Origin of the sequence: Streptosporangium pseudovulgare (assembly GCF_014648055.1) — a bacterium.
Taxonomy (GTDB): domain Bacteria; phylum Actinomycetota; class Actinomycetes; order Streptosporangiales; family Streptosporangiaceae; genus Streptosporangium; species Streptosporangium pseudovulgare.
In genome coordinates this window covers 594287-609726 of record NZ_BMQJ01000002.1, presented here as the reverse complement: position 1 = coordinate 609726, position 15440 = coordinate 594287, and the positions used below count along the sequence as shown (strand labels likewise).

General features: G+C 73.4%; 11 protein-coding genes. 10 read left to right on the top strand and 1 reads right to left on the bottom strand.

Annotated elements, in window-relative coordinates:
- Positions 1-55 precede the first annotated feature (55 nt).
- Positions 56-667, bottom strand: a complete 612-nt coding sequence (locus tag IEZ10_RS06430; protein ID WP_189245510.1) for a DUF6461 domain-containing protein — start codon at positions 665-667, stop codon at positions 56-58.
- Positions 668-987: 320 nt separating this feature from the next.
- Here IEZ10_RS06430 and IEZ10_RS06425 point away from each other — a divergent pair, with 320 nt between their 5' ends.
- The 10 genes from IEZ10_RS06425 (at position 988) to IEZ10_RS06380 (ending at position 15431) form a co-directional block, all read left to right on the top strand.
- Entirely contained in the window at positions 988-2709 is a 1722-nt protein-coding gene (locus tag IEZ10_RS06425) for a tetratricopeptide repeat protein (RefSeq protein ID WP_189245509.1), read from the top strand.
- A gap of 129 nt (positions 2710-2838) precedes the next feature.
- Entirely contained in the window at positions 2839-3324 is a 486-nt protein-coding gene (locus IEZ10_RS06420; RefSeq protein WP_189245508.1) for a hypothetical protein, read from the top strand.
- Positions 3325-3428: 104 nt separating this feature from the next.
- Positions 3429-5087: a DUF885 domain-containing protein gene (locus IEZ10_RS06415; RefSeq protein WP_189245507.1), complete on the top strand. Its 1659-nt coding sequence runs from the start codon at positions 3429-3431 to the stop codon at positions 5085-5087.
- 442 nt (positions 5088-5529) lie between these two features.
- Positions 5530-7041 (top strand): NAD(P)/FAD-dependent oxidoreductase, encoded by a 1512-nt coding sequence (locus tag IEZ10_RS06410; protein WP_189245506.1) that lies wholly within the window; start codon positions 5530-5532, stop codon positions 7039-7041.
- A complete protein-coding gene (locus tag IEZ10_RS06405) occupies positions 7038-7322 on the top strand; it encodes a phosphopantetheine-binding protein (RefSeq protein WP_189245505.1) in 285 nt (94 codons plus the stop codon). The genes IEZ10_RS06410 and IEZ10_RS06405 overlap by 4 nt, the downstream gene beginning before the upstream one ends.
- 6 nt (positions 7323-7328) lie before the next feature.
- Positions 7329-11228: a non-ribosomal peptide synthetase gene (locus tag IEZ10_RS06400; protein ID WP_189245504.1), complete on the top strand. Its 3900-nt coding sequence runs from the start codon at positions 7329-7331 to the stop codon at positions 11226-11228.
- Positions 11218-11406 (top strand): MbtH family protein, encoded by a 189-nt coding sequence (locus tag IEZ10_RS06395; RefSeq protein ID WP_189245503.1) that lies wholly within the window; start codon positions 11218-11220, stop codon positions 11404-11406. The genes IEZ10_RS06400 and IEZ10_RS06395 overlap by 11 nt, the downstream gene beginning before the upstream one ends.
- The gene (locus IEZ10_RS06390; protein WP_189245502.1) at positions 11403-12911 is read left to right on the top strand and encodes an amino acid adenylation domain-containing protein; all 1509 of its coding nucleotides are present in this window, start codon (positions 11403-11405) and stop codon (positions 12909-12911) included. Before IEZ10_RS06395 ends, IEZ10_RS06390 begins: the two co-directional genes overlap by 4 nt.
- Complete coding sequence (locus IEZ10_RS06385; protein WP_229811002.1) at positions 12901-14181, top strand: ATP-grasp domain-containing protein; 1281 nt, start codon at positions 12901-12903, stop codon at positions 14179-14181. The genes IEZ10_RS06390 and IEZ10_RS06385 overlap by 11 nt, the downstream gene beginning before the upstream one ends.
- Positions 14178-15431: an MFS transporter gene (locus IEZ10_RS06380; protein WP_229811001.1), complete on the top strand. Its 1254-nt coding sequence runs from the start codon at positions 14178-14180 to the stop codon at positions 15429-15431. Before IEZ10_RS06385 ends, IEZ10_RS06380 begins: the two co-directional genes overlap by 4 nt.
- The last annotated feature ends 9 nt before the right edge of the window (positions 15432-15440 follow it).

The following is a 15440-nucleotide window of genomic DNA, read 5'->3' as shown; positions in this document are numbered from 1 at the left end:
GCCACCCGGTGAATGCGGAGCCCGTTGACGGACGGTCTCCGCGTGGACTCGCCGATCAGTCCTCAAGGGGTTCCGCGCCGAAGAACCGCAGTTCCAGCATCTCCGGGGAGAAGGGGAGACCAGTGATCTTTCCCGCCAGGGCGAACGAGCGCCCGATCGGGGCGTCGATGCGCGAGTCATCGTCGATGTCGTGTTCGGGGTCCAGCCCGACTTCGCGCATCTCCTTGACGAAACGGTCCGGATCGTTGCCTGACCGCGCGTCCGGAAGCATCGGGTCGAAGCAGACGACCGGCTCACCGTCGACGATGTAGGCGAAGCTGTCGGAGGCGTAATCATGGCGGCAGACCGACACGACCTCGGTTCCCCGTGAGACCGGACCGTATGTGTCGGGGTCAACGGAGATCTTCCATCCCCCCGGTTCGATGACGAGGGTCCAGTCGCCGATCTTCGCGGCGCCGATGTAACCGGCCGCGTCGTCGCTCATGCTCTCCACCGAGCGCTCGTCCAGTTCCTCGGACGTCACCCCTTCCTCCATGGTGCTCTCGTCCACGCCGAACCGGCGGAGGACCTCGTCAGGGGAGAGTCCCCGGACGAAGGACACGCAGTAGATCTCGCCCAGTTCCTCGCGGCCGGAGAGCCACCGGAACTCCTCGGGGCACTCTGTCATCGTCACTCCTTTGATCACGTTGACGGCATGATCACAGCTGCCGCCGACAGAAAGGGGTCCGAAGGCTCGGACCCCGCCGGACAAGACCTGATGGTGCCGAGGAAAACATGAGGGCCCTACATATTTTCGGTGGGCCGGATTACACTCGGGGCGTCCTGAAGTGGATCACACGGAGGTGTCCATGAGGAAGATGACCGTCCGTCGCAAGAGCGCGGTGCGCCTGCTGTCCGGCGCCCGTCGGCTCTGGATCGAGTGGTGCTGGTAGCTACCGAGACGGCGGGCGCTCCCGGGCGCCCGCCCCTGCGGAGATCGGCCCTGTCATGACCGGCGAGCCGGGCGGCTACGACTGCCATCGCGACCACGGACCGTACGCGGGCGTCGCGGCCTTTCTCGGCCGGATCGCCGCCGACCGCCCCCGCCTGGCGTCCCGCCACCAGGTCGAACTGCACGCCATCGCACCCTGGCTCGACCGCGCGGCACGACCGGCCGCCGAGGAGGAGCCGATCCGGTTCCACCCCGCCCGGCGCACCGCCTTCCTGGCCTATGGCGCGGCGGAGTTCGTGGCGGCCTGGGCGGATACGCTTCGGCACCCGGTCACGGTGCGGTTCGACCACGTCGGCGATGCCGACGAGACCACCCGCGAGCTGCTGGACGCGCTGACCCGCCGGCTCGGGTCGTCCCCGGTGCGCCTGGACCTGCGTGACGGCGGCGCCCGCGAGCCGACGGCGGCCGACCCGGCGCCGGAGGCGACGCGCGCGGTCCTGGGCGACAGCCTGGCCCGCGGCTTCTACCACCACGCGGCCCGAATCGCCCGGCGTGGGCGCGCCATGGTGACCCCGGACGGCGATCTGCGGCACTGGTGGGCGTTCACCACGGGACTGGCCACCGCCCTGGCGGCGCTGGATCGCGCCGCCGAAGCGCTCGACCTCTACCACGAGGCGCGCGCCGCCACCGACGACCCGAAGATCACCATGTCGGCCGCGTACGCCACCGCCATGCTGTACACCAGGCACCTGCCGACGGCGGACCAGGACCCGGCGCAGGCGCGGCACTGGCTGGAACGGGCGCTCCACCTCGCCGCCGGACTGAACGACCCGCGGCAGCGGACGTTGTCCACCGTCTTCTACGAGCAGGGCCTGGCGCTGCTGGACGCCAAGGCCGGCGAGCCCGCCCGCGCGCTGCGGCTGATCGACGACGGACTGGCCCGGCTGACGGCGGTGCTCGCCCCCGGCGAGCGCCCGCAGGACCTGGCCCGGTTACGCCACAACCGGGCGCAGGTGCACCTGGCCCTGGGCGATCCGGCGCGGGCCCTGGCCGACCTCGACACCGTGATCGCACACGACCCCGGCAACTGCGAGTACTACGTCGACCGGGCGGCCCTGCACCGTGCGGCGGGCCGGTCCCAGGCCGCGATCAGGGACTACGGCACCGCGATCCGCCTGGGACCGCACCTGCCCGAGGCGTACTACAACCGGGCCGTGCTCCAGCAGGAGCGGGGCCGCTCCGAGCGGGCGCGCGGCGACCTGGAGTGCGCGCTCGCCATCGACCCCGGGCACCTCGACGCCCGGATCGCCCTGGTCAACCTGCAGGTGGAGCACGGCGCGCTCGACGAGGCCGAGGCGGGCGCGCGGGCCGGGCTGGCGCTGGCACCGCAGGAGCCCTCGCTGCTGTGCACCCTCGGGCTGATCCGCTCGGAGCGCGGCGGCCTCGCCGAGGCCGACGAGTTGCTCACCCGCGCCCTGGCCGGGGATCCGGAACTGGTCGAGGCATGGACGAACCGAGCCGCCGTCCGGTTCGAACGCGGCGACGTGACAGCCGCCGTGGCCGACCTGGACCGGGCGGTGGCGCTGTCGGCGGCGCCGGTGCCCCACTACAACCGCGGTACGGCGCTGATGCGGCTGGGGCGCTGGGACGAGGCCGCCCGCGACTTCGCCCACGCGCTCGCCCAGCCGGGCCTGGACCGGGGGCTGCGACGCGATCTGCGCGCGGAACTGGCCCGCTGCCGTCGCGCCATGGCCGGACGACGGCCGGACGTCGGCTGAGAGCTCCCCGCGCCGCCGTCTCCCGCTTCACACGGGTCCGGCTCCCATCGCGGACCTTGAGGACGATTCTGCATCGGATCCTCACATTCTCTGCGACCGGCCGCCACGGGATTCTGTTTTGATCGCACCGTGACCGAGGAAAGCGCCCCGAGAGCAGATGACGTGCTCTGGGTGACGGGCTGCGGAATGCTGGCGGTCGTCGCGCTGGCCTCCGCGACGTTCGGGACGTTTCTCGACATCTTCCTGGTGGCTCGGGCGCAGAGCCACTGTCTCGGTGACCTGAGCGCCGGGGAGAGATTCGCCGGGTTCATCTGGGCGACGGGCCGGCTCGTCGTGTTCCCGGTCGTCGCGGCCGGCTCGGCCCTGGCATCCGCACCGATCAGCCTGATCACCCGCCTGCCGTGGCTTGCGAGGTACGGCTGGCTGAAGGCCGTCCTGGCGATCGTCGCCGTCCTCGCCGCGGCGGCCGGTCCGACGGCGATGATCCTCTACGATGTCGCCACCGAGGGCACCCCGGGTGATTGCGCCCCACCGTGGTGGCCCTCCTGGCTTCCTCTTCAGCCGGGACCGGATGAGATCGTCGCAGTCCCGGTGGAGGGCGCGTCACGGTGGTGAAGGAACGACCCGTGAGAGGGCCGGCCGGGTGGCGGTCGTGTTCCCGGAGGCCGGGAGCGGACAGTCGCGGGCCGGGGCGGGCTCCCGGGATTATCGTGCGGGGCATGAGCCCCTGGACTGTGCACGACATCTGCGACGCCTACGTCGACGACTACGCACGGTTGAACCCCGTCGCCGCCACCGAGGCCGGCATCGGCGGCCACGACGACCGGCTTCCCGACCTCTCCCCGGACGGGCACGACGCCCGGGCGGAACTCGCCCGGAGCGCGTCGGCCCGCGTCTCGGCCGCACATCCGGCCGACGAGAGCGAACGCGTCGCGCGGGCGGTGTTCGCCGAACGGATCGGCCTGGAGGTGGAGACGCACGAGGCGTGGCTGCCGCAGGCGGCGCTCAACGTGGTCGCCAGCCCCGTCCAGAGCATCCGGTGGGTGTTCGACCTGATGCCCACGGCGACCGCGGAGGACTGGGCGGTCATCGCCGGGCGGCTGGGAGCGGTGCCGCACGCGCTCGCCGGATACCGGGCCTCGCTGTCGGCCGCGGCCGGCAGGGGCCGGGTGGCGGCGGCGCGGCAGGTGCGGCGGGTCATCGCGCAGTGCGAGACCTGGTCGGCCCCGGACGGCTTCTTCGCCGGCCTCGTCCGGCCGGCCGACGTGGGGGACGCGTTGCGCGCCGATCTGCGGGCGGGGGCGCACGCGGCGGCCGGCGCCTACGCCGAGCTGGCCGCCTTCCTCCGGGACGAGCTCGGGCCGAGGTCCGCGGTCGAGGACGCGGTCGGCGAGGAGACGTACGAGCTGTGGTCGCGGACGTTCCTCGGCGCGAGGCTGGACCCCCGTGAGGCGTACGCCTGGGGCTGGGAGGAGTTCCGCCGTGTCGAGGCGGAGATGGCCCGGATCGCCGGGCGGATCCGGCCCGGGGCCGGTCCCGCCGAGGCCGCGGCGGTGCTGGACGCCGACCCCCGCCACCGCGTGCGCGGGGAGGACGGGTTCCGGGCGTGGATGCGGGAGCTGTCCGACCGGGCGCTGGCCGACCTGCGAGGCAGGCACTTCGACATCCCGGACGAGCTGATGCGGCTGGACTGCCGGATCGCGCCGCCGGGCGGCGGGGCGGGCGCCTACTACACCAACCCGGCCGAGGACTTCAGCCGGCCGGGCACGATCTGGTGGTCGCTGCCGCCGGGCAGGGAGGAGTTCCATACCTGGCGTGAGGCCAGCACTCTCTACCACGAGGGCGTGCCCGGACACCACCTGCAGATCGGTACGGCGGTGGCGACGCCCGGCCTCAACCGGTTCCAGCGGCTGCTGTGCTTCATCGACGGCCACGGTGAGGGCTGGGCGCTCTACGCCGAGCGGCTGATGCGCGAGTTCGGCCACCTCGACGACGGCGCCCTGCTCGGCATGCTGAACAAGAGCCTGTTCCGGGCCGCCCGCGTGGTGCTCGACGCCGGCATGCACCTGAGGCTGGAGATCCCGGCGGGTACCGGCTTCCACGAGGGGGAGCGGTGGACGCCCGAGCTGGGAGCCGAGTTCCTGCGCACCAGGACGCTGACGGACCCGGCTCGCGCGGCCGACGAGATCGACCGCTATCTCGGCTGGCCGGGGCAGGCGTCCGCGTACAAGCTCGGGGAGCGGCTCTGGCTCGATCTGCGTGAGGAGGCCAGGGCCGGGCGCGGCGCGGAGTTCGACCTGAAGGACTTTCACACCCGCGCCCTGCGCAGCGGCCCGGCCGGGCTGGACATCATGCGGGAGCTCCTGACCGACTCCTGACCGGCTGTTTTCTTTTCGGTCATGAATATTTGTAAATACCATCTCTCGCAATGAATGATGTCACTGTGTGAATAATTACGGGAATCTCTTGCGATATCTCCTGGGCGTGTTTATGGTGGGCAACTGTTGCAGGGTGGCCGATGTCGTCAGGCCGGGCCGCCTGAGCGGGGACAGTGGTCAACCATCTGGTCTGGAGAGTGAAGACTGAGTCCTAGCTAGCACCAGCCTGCTCGCGGCGAGCCCTCCCGTCGCCGTTCTTCCGGGGTCGCAGGCCTTTCGTCGTGCCGGTGGCCGTGCGGGAGGTGTCATGCGCCCGCGCGTTCCGCGCCGTGTCGCCGGGTGATCCGCTTTTTCGGGCGGCATCGTGCTGTCCGGAATCAATCTGGAATTCGCCCGGTGTTCGCATCACCGTCATTCCCATTTCCCTTTCAAGGGGGTTGCTGTGCGCAAAGAGGCTGTCAGCAGAACGGAACGACCCTCCCGGGCCGACGTCGTCATCGTCGGCAATGGCGCCCTCGGCCTGTTCCTGGCCGACGAACTGGTCGAGCGCCGCATCGGCTCCGTCGTCGTGGTCGGCCCGAGCGGCCGCGAGGGCGGCGCGAGCCAGGCCGCGGGCGCCATGCTCGGCTGCTTCGGCGAGGCCACCACGGAGTCGCTGCGCACCGACGCCTCGCGTACGAGGTTCGAGCTCGGCGTCGCCGCCCACGACCGCTGGCCCGACGTGCTCGACCGGCTGGAGGGGTACTCGTCGACCGGCTCGCCGCTGCTGGTCGCCCCCGACTCCCACGTGGTGCTGAACTCCATCGGCGCCGACCTGGACACGGTCAACTTCACGGCCATGATCGAGGCCCTGGAGGAGTACGGCAAGCCGTGGGAGGAGATCGATCCCAGAGAGATCCCCGGCTTCCGGCCCCGGCTGGACACCCGTGCCCTGCGCGCGGTCCACCTGCCCGCCGAGGGCGCCGTGGACGCGCGCGGCGTGCTGGACGCGCTGGACGCCCGGCTGCGCGAGACCGACACGATCATGATCGACCAGACGGTGCGCACACTGGTCAGGGACGACGGGGCGGTGACCGGCGTCGAGCTGGACGACGGCCACGTCATCGAGGCGGGCACCGTGGTCGTCGCGGTGGGCGCGCGCAGCGAGGCGCTGGTGCGGACCGCCCTGGACGACCTCGACATGGTGCCGACCTTCCCCGGGCTGGGCTTCGCGATGCTGGCCCGCCGTACCGGGGGCGAGCCGTTCCGCAGCGTGGTCCGCACGCCGAACCGCGGCTTCGCCTGCGGGCTGCACGTCGTGCCCGGCCCCGGCGACCTGGAGTACTACGGCGCCACCAACCGCCTGGTGGACCAGGTCTCCAGCGTGACCTGGATGGCCGACGTCCGCTTCCTGGCCCAGTACTCGATGCAGCAGCTCGACGAGCGGGTCGCCTCGCACGAGGTCACCGGGTGGCTGGCCGGGAACCGCCCGGTGACGCTCGACGGCTTCCCGCTGATCGGGTGGCTGCCGCTGTCCGGCCTGTACCTGCTGACCGGGACCTACCGCGACGGGTTCCACTGCGCGCCGCTGCTGGCCGAGCACGTCGCCAACGAACTGCAGGGCAAGCCGGGGACCATCGACCCGATGTTCAGGCCGACCCGCGCGCCGATCGAGACCAGGACGATCGAGTGGTCCGTCAACGAGTACGTCGAGCACAACCTCGCCGCCTGGTTCGAGACGGGCGCGGAGGCCGCGCCGCAGATGACCACGGCGCAGATCGCCGACTACTACCGGGCCATGGCCATGAAGTTCTACGACACGATGGACATCGACTACGCGCTCGGCCCCGACATCCTCTGGTACGCGCAGGGCAGCCTGCTCGGCGCGCGCCGGGTCGCCCGCTACTTCCACCGCCTGTCCGGCCGGAGCGGTTCGCGGCCGGTGGGCGCGGGGACGGGGGAGGCGCGGCGATGATCGTCTCCCAGGAACCGGTGGTGGAGATCGTCCGGCGGATCGTCGACAAGCAGCTCAACCTGTCCGCCCACGGATACGAGCTCGACGCCGACGACGACCTGTGGAACATGGGCATGACGTCGCTGACCTGCATGGGACTCATGCTCACCGTCGAGGACACCTTCCAGATCGAGCTGCCCGAGGAGGCGCTGCGGGAGGGCACCTTCCGCACCGTCGGCACGATCACGGCGGCCGTCGAGGCCGCCAGGTCGGCGCACGAGAAGCCCGAGAGGAGGGTGTAGGCGCAGATGCCGAGGATCGAGCCGCGCCCGACGAATCCGTTCCCCCTGCTCCACGACCCCGCGGAACACCGCTTCCCGCTGTCTGCGGGGCAGGAGCGCCTGTGGTGGCTGCGTCAGCTGGACTCGTCGCACGACCAGTACCACATCACCGGAGGCTGGCGGTTCCCCGCGGGGCTCGATCTCCCGGCGCTCACCGCCGCGCTCACCGGCCTGACACGCCGCCACGACATCCTGCGCACCCGCTTCGTCCTGCGGTCCGACGGGACGACCGCGCAGGAGGTCGCCGGCGAGGTGGAGGTGCCCGTCATCCGGGCGGGACGCGAGTGGCGGGCGGCCGTCGAACGGGCCGCGTCCGAGCCGTTCGACCTGTCACGGCCACCGCTGCTGCGGGTGGTCGCGGCGGAGCTGGAGGACGGACACGGCCTGTTCACGGCACTGCACCACATCGTCACCGACCGGTGGTCGATGGACGTGCTGGCCCGCGACCTCTTCGAGCTCTACGACGCGGCGCTGGCAGGGCGGGCGCCGAGCCTGCCCGCCCTGCCGGTCCAGTACGGCGACTACGCCCGCTGGCAGCGGCGCCTGCTGACGGACGACCTGCTCCGGCCGGGGCTCGCGCACTGGGAGCGGACGCTGGCCGGCTACGAGCGGCTGGAGCCGCCCACCGATCGGCCGCGCACCGCGCGGGACGACGCGACGGGCGCGAGCCTCGTGGTGGAGCTGCCGGAGGAGGACACCGCGGCGATGACGGCGGTCGCCTGGCGGGCCAGGGCGAGCCCCGGCGTGGTGGTGACGGCCGCGCTGGTCGCGGCGCTGAGCGCGTTCGCCGGGCAGGACGACGTCGTCATCGGGGCGACCATCTCCGACCGCCCCCGCCCGGAGCTGCAGGACCTGATCGGCTTCTTCGTCAACACCGTGGTCCTGCGGGTGGACGTGTCCGGCCGGGGGACGACCTTCCGCGAGCTGGTGACCCGTACCCGCGACGCGTGGCTGGCGGCCGACGCGCACCAGGACGTGCCCTTCGAGCGGATCGTCGGAGCGGTGCGGGCCGGGTCGGAGGAGCGCCGCAACCCGATCTTCGACGTCGTGGTGAACCACGCGGGGGACCGTACCGCGCTGGCGGAGGCTCCCGGCGCGCCGGAGTGGTGGTATCCGGAGCTGCCGGTGACCGCCCGGTTCGACCTGTCGCTCACCACGCAGACGGTGGGCGGACGGCTGCGCGCCACCTTCGTCTACCGGCCCGCCCTGTTCGACGAGACGACGATCGCCGCGCTGGCGGAGCGTTACGTCCGGCTGCTCGCCCGGGGGACGGCGGACCCCGACCGGCCGCTGCGCGAGCTGGACCTGGCCGGGAGGCCCGCGGCGGCGCCGGCCGCCGCCGACCCGGCGCCGCGGGCCACGGTCGTGGAGCTGGTCGAGGCGCAGGCCGCCCGCCGCCCGCGGGAGACGGCGGTGACCGGCACGGCGGGGGAACTCGCGGGGGAGGAGCTCTCCTACGGCGAGCTGAACCGGCTGGCGAACCGGCTGGCCCGGCACCTCGTGGCCCGCGGCGTGGGACGGGGGCGGGTCGTGGCCGTCTGCCTGGAGCAGACCACGGACCGGTTCGCCGTGCTGCTCGCCATCGCCAAGTGCGGCGCCGCCTACTTCCCGATCGACCCGGGCTTCCCACCCGGCAGGCTGCGGTTCATGCTCGCCGACGCGGGGACGGCCCTCACGATCGTCAGCCCGTCGCTGGCCCACCGCGTCCCCGCCGACGCCGCGCCGCTGCTGGTGCTCGGCGATCCCGACCTGGCCGGCTACGACACGGGGAACCCGCCGCCGGCCGCGCGTCCGGGCGACCTGGCCTACCTGATCTCCACCTCCGGCTCGACCGGCGCCCCCAAGTCGGTCGCCGTCCCGCACGGCGCGCTCAGCAGGCTCGTCGCCGGAGCCCCGCGCTACCTCGACATCGGCCCCGGCGCGACGTTCATGCAGGCCGGGCCGCTCACCTTCGACGTTTCGGTCCTGGAGTGGACCCCGCTCGCGCACGGCGGGCGCGTGGTGGTGACCGGCACCGGCGCCCTCCTGGAGGACCTGGAGGCCGTCGTCCGCGACCACGGCGTGACCACGCTCAAACTGGTCTCCCCGCAGCTCGACCTCCTCGCCGAGCGGGACCTGCGGAAGCTGTCCGGCCTGCGTCAGCTCGTCGTCGGCGGTGACGTGGTCAACCCCAGGAGCTTCCTGGCCGCCCGCGAGCTGCTGCCCGGCTGCCGGGTCACGGCCTCCTACGGACCCACCGAGTGCACCGTGCTGGCCACCGTCTTCGACGGGGGGTTCCGGGACGGCCGCGTGCCGATCGGCCACCCCATCCCGTACACCCGCCTGTACCTCCTGGACCGCGACCTCCGCCCCGTCCAGGACGGCATGCGCGGTGAGATCTACCTCGCCGGCGACGGCCTGGCCCGCGGCTACCACGGCCGCCCGGGGCTGACCGCGCAGGCGTTCCTCCCCGACCCCTACGGCCCGCCGGGATCCCGGATGTACCGCACCGGGGACGTGGGCCGGCGGCTGCCCGGCGGCGCCGTCGACTTCCTCGGCCGCGCCGACCGCCAGGTGAAGATCCGCGGCTACCGGATCGAGACGAGCGAGGTCGAGCACGCCCTGCTGCGCCACGGGGCCACCTCGGCCGTCGTGGTCCGCGCCGAGCTGGACACCGGCCCGGCCCTGGTCGCCTACGTCGTGACGGACGGGTCCGGGGACGTCGCGGCGCTGCGCGACCGGCTGCGCGCGACGCTGCCCGCCTACATGATCCCCGACCACCTCGTCCGGATCCCGCGCGTCCCGCTGACCCCCAACAACAAGGTGGACCGCGCGAGCCTGCCGCCGGTCGTCCCGACCCGCCCCGGCGCGGCCGCGCCATCGGGAGAGGGGTCCGGGACGGCCGCGCCACCGGGGGACGAGGGTACGGCCGCGCCGCCGGGCAACGGCCTGGAGGCGAACGTCGCGGAGGCCTGGTCGCGGGTGCTGGGCCGGCCCCTGGCGGCCGGCGAGGACTTCTTCGACCACGGCGGCCACTCGCTGCTGGTGCCGCGGGCGACCGCGGCGGTCCGGCGGCTGCTCGGCCGGGAGGTGCCGCTTCGCCTCATGACGCGCCACCGCACGCCCGCCGCCTACGCCGCGGCGCTCCTGGCCGAGAGCCTGCCGGGAATCGACGCCGGCCTCGACGCCGACCTCCGCCTGGAACGGCGGACCTGGCACAGCCGGACCCTGGGCGGCGACCGGCGGGTGGACCTGTTCGTCCCGGACGGGGCGGCCGAGGTGACGAGGACCCTGGTCGTCCTCGACGGTTCGGACTTCGCAGACGTCATGCGCCTCCCGGCGGTCCTGGGCCGGCTCGCCGGCGACCGCCGCGTCCCCGAGACCGCGGCGGTCTTCCTCAGCCCCGCAGACTGGTCGTCCCGCCGCCGGGAGCTGCTCGACGACGCCTACCCGGACCTGCTCGCCGACGAGCTGCTCCCCGTCCTGCGGGACCGGCTGGGAGACCGGTGGCGGCCGGGCCGGGCGGTCGCGGTCGGCGCGAGCCTCGGCGCGGTCGCGGCGGTTCGTGCCGCGCTGCGCCGCCCCGACGCCTTCGAGGGGGCGGTCGCGCTGTCCGGCCCGCTGAGCGAGCACCGGCTCGGCCCGGCGGCCTCCGCCCCGGCCCGGCTGTTCCTGTACGCGAGCCGGGAGGAGGCGGACATCATGCTCGACGACGGCCTCGACCTGGTCGAGGCCGTCAAGCGCACCGGGGAGGAACTGGCCGCCGACGGACACGTGGTGCGGTGCGAGTACGGCGACGGCGGCCACACCTACGCCGCCTGGGAGTCGGTGCTCCCGGAGGCGATCTCATGGGCGTTGAGAGAGGACCGGGCACGAGATGTTCGATGACGGCGAGTTCCACGTCGTGGTCAACGACGAGGAGCAGTACTCGATCTGGCCGGCCGGCCGCGACCTGCCGGCGGGCTGGCGGCCCGTGGGGAGCGCGGCGCCGAAGGCGGAGTGCCTGGCCCGCATCGACGCGAACTGGACCGACATGCGGCCGCGGAGCCTGCGGGAGGACACGTGACGCCGACCGTGTGCGACCTGTTCGAACGGCAGGTGCGGGAACGGCCGGACGCCACGGCGGTCAGGACCTCCGGCCGGTCGTGGACCTACGCGGAGTTCGGCGGGACCACGGCCCGGCTCGCCGCCCGGCTGCGGCGCGGCGGCGCCGGGCCCGGCGGGATCGTCGGGCTGGTCGCGCCCCGCGGACCGCAGGCGCTGACCGGCATCGTCGCCATCCTGCGATCCGGCGCCGCCTGCCTGCCGCTGGACCCCGACGACCCGCCGCTGCGCAACCGGGAGATCCTCGACGGCACCGGATGCCGCCAGGTGCTCGCCGCCGCCCCCGTCGAGTGGCTGCCCGGCGCCCAGCTCATCGACGACCCCACGCTGGAGGACGAGGAGGAGGCCCCGCCGGCCGCGCCGGACCCGCTCGATCTGGCCTACGCCATCACCACCTCCGGCTCGACCGGGCGCCCGAAGGTCGTGGGCGTGCCGCACGAGGGCCTCTCCAACCTGGTGGCGGCCTCCATCGAGGACCTCGACCTGGTCAGGCCGGACGACGTGATGCTGTGGACGCTCGCGGTCACCGTGGACAGCACGATGCACGACGTGCTGATGCCGCTGTGCTGCGGCGGCTGCGTCGCCGTCCCCGACCCCGGCGAGCTGCCCGCGGCCGGGATGCTGCGCGCCGTACGGGCACTGGGGGCGACCGTGCTGGAGATCCCGGCCGCGGTGCTCGGCCCCTACGGCGGGTCGCTGCTGCCGCGGCTGGCCGAGGCCGGGGTGCGGCTGGTGATCACCGGGGGCTCGCAACTCGACGGGCCCGGCCTCGCCGACGCGGACCCGCTGGTCGTCTGCAACGGCTACGGGCCCACCGAGACCTCGGTCGCGCCCCTGTGGTACCGCTGCGACAAGTCCACGCCGCGCTGGGTGCCGATCGGCAGGCCGATCCGGGGCGTCCGGGCCTACGTCCTCGACGAGGAGCTGAACCCCGTCCCCGACGGAGCCGCGGGCCAGCTGTACATCGCCGGAGCCGGCCTGGCCAGGGGATACCTCGGGCTGCCCGGCCGTACGGCGGCGGCCTTCCTGCCGGACCCGTTCTCCGACACTCCCGGCCGGCGCATGTACGCCACCGGGGACCGCGTGCGGCGGCAGCCCGACGGGGAGTACGTCTTCCTCGGCCGCACCGACGACCAGATCAAGATCAGCGGGTTCCGCGTCGAGATCGGGGAGGTGGAACACGCGCTGCGCGGCTGCCCGGGAGTGGCCGACGCGGCGGTGCTGCTGCGCCGGGACGCCCCCGGCGGCGCGGCCCTCGTCGCCTTCCTGGCCGGCACGCCGCTGTCCGACGAGGAGATCTCCGGCCGGCTCCGCGACCGCCTGCCGCGGCACATGGTGCCGCGTTTCCACGTGTGGCTGGACCGCCTTCCCCTCAACCGACCTGGGAAGATCGATCGTGCGGCGCTGGCGGAGATGCCCTTCGCCGACGCGCGGGCCGACCGGAGGAGGACCGACGATGTCACATGAGACCGGCCACGCGATGTCACACGGGACCGGCGACGGGACGGGGCGGCCGACGATAGCCCTGATCGGCGGCCGGCCCAAGCTCGTGCGAAAAGCTCACGAGCTCGGCATGGGCGTCGTCTACATCCAGCATCCCGGCCAGTACGACCGGGCCCACTGGCCCTACGTCGACCAGGCGCTGCTCGTCGACTACACCGACACCGAACGGCTGCTGCCGCTGGTGCGGGCGCTCCACCAGGCGTATCCGTTCGACGGCGTGGTGTCGCTGTACGAGCTCGGCGTCCGGCCCGCCGCGGAGATCGACCGGATGCTCGGGCTGGGCTGGCACTCCCTGGAGACGGTGGACCTGCTGCTGGACAAGTGGCGGATGCGGCGGCGGCTCAACGGGCTGGGCGTCAGCCCGGTCGCCGCCGCCGTGGGGGAGACCGAGCGGGACCTGCGGGACTTCGCCGCGGCGCACGGGCTGCCGATCTTCGTGAAACCGGTCTGCGAGGCGGGCAGCATCGGCGTGTTCGCCATCCACGACGAGGCGGACCTCGCGGCCGTCCCGGCGCGCTTCCGCGAGCTCGAAGCGCGGTTCGACCGATCCGACCTGGCCGGACCCCTCGACCGGTTCCTCATGGAGGAGTTCCTCGACGGGCCGGAGATCAGCGTGGAGACGCTGAGCTTCGACGGGCGCCACGTCCTCGTCGGGGTGACCGACAAGGTGCTCGGCGGGCCGGGTTTCGTGGAGGTCGGCCACTCCTGCCCCAGCCGGCACCCCGAGCCGCTGCTGCGCGAGGTCGAACGGCTGGTCATGGCCTTCCTCGACGCGGTCGGCCTGCGGAACGGCCCCGGCCACACCGAGGTCAAGCTGACCGGCCGCGGCCCGCGGATCGTCGAGTCGCACACCCGCATCGGCGGCGACCGGATCAACGAGCTGACCGAGATCGCCTACGGCGTCGACATGGACCGCCACGCGCTCGGCTCGCGGCTCGGACTGGTCGAGCCGCTGATCCGGTCGCCCCTGCCGCGGGCCGGCGCCGCGATCCGCTTCCTCACCCCGCCCCCGGGAAGGGTGACCGAGGTGACCGGCGTCGAGGACGTCCTCGCCGACCCCGCGCTGGTGGAGCTGGAGATCTCCGTCCGCCCCGGGGACGAGGTGCCCCCGCTCACCTGGAGCGAGGAGCGGGTCGGGCACGTCCTGGCGCGGGGCGAGACGGCCGAGCAGGCCGCCGCCGCCTGCGAGCGGCTGGCGGCGATGGTCGCCATCCGCACCGAGGCGGTTTCGTGAGCGTACGCGCGCCGCAGTCGGACGACAGCGGTCCCCGGTTCCGCGACACCGTACGGCGGCTGCCCGCGCCGGTGTGGATCCTCGGCTTCGGCATGCTGGTCGTCCGGATCGGCAACTTCCTGCCGGTCTTCATGGTCCTCTACCTCACCAGCCGGGACATCCCGCCCGCGGCGGCCGGGCTGGTGCTCGGCGGCGCCGGGCTGGGCAACGTCCTCGGCAACACGGTCGGCGGCTACCTCGCCGACCGGCTCGGGCGCCGCTGGACCATCGTGCTGTCCATGCTGGCGACGGCGGGGCCGACGGCCGCCATCCCGATGTCGGACTCGCTGCCCGTGCTGATCACGCTGGCCTTCCTGGCCGGGACGGCCTCCCAGGTCTACCGCCCCGCGTCGGCCGCGCTGCTCATGGACGCCACGACGACCACCCAGCAGCGGCTGGCCGCCTTCGCCGTACACCGTTTCGCGATGAACGTCGGCGCTGCGGCCGGCGGCGTGCTCGGCGGGTTCCTGGCCACGGTGTCGTACCTGGCGCTGTTCGTCGGGAACGCCGTGGCCTGCCTGCTGTTCGCCGCCATAGCGGCGGTCCTGCTGCGGGACGTGGCCCGCGTCCCGGACGACCGGGAGCCGGACCCCGGCGCCGGGGCACCGCAGCCGAGCTACCGCCGGGCCCTCGCCGACCGCCGCCTGCGGCGCTTCCTGGTCATGACGCTGATCGCCGAGTTCGTCTACATCCAGTCCACCGTCGGCCTGCCGCTGCACGTCGACGCGCACCACCTGTCCGCGGCCGACTTCGGCCTGCTGATGGGCCTCAACGGCGTACTGGTCCTGCTGCTCGAACTGCCGATCACCGGCATGGTCTCCCGCCGCGTCCCCGGCTACGTCCTCGCCCTGAGCAACGTCCTGACCGGCGTCGGGCTGGCCCTGACCGGCCTGGCGGGCGGCATGGGCTGGCTGGCGGCCACCGTCCTGCTGTGGACGCTCGGGGAGATGCTGTACGCCTCGATGGCCAGCGCCTACCTGAGCGACCTGGCCCCGCCCACCATGGGCGGGCGCTACCAGGGCCTGTACGGCGCCGCCATCACGGCGGGCACCGGCGTCGGCCCGATCATCGGCGGCGCGGTGTACGCCCTGAACGAGTGGGCGCTGTGGGTGGTCTGCGCGGCCGGCGGCCTGGTCTCGGCCTGGCTCTGCCTGCCGGGCCGGGAAGACCGCGGCCTGAGCGCCGGGAAGGGATCCACCGGGCTCGCCTGAACGGCGAAG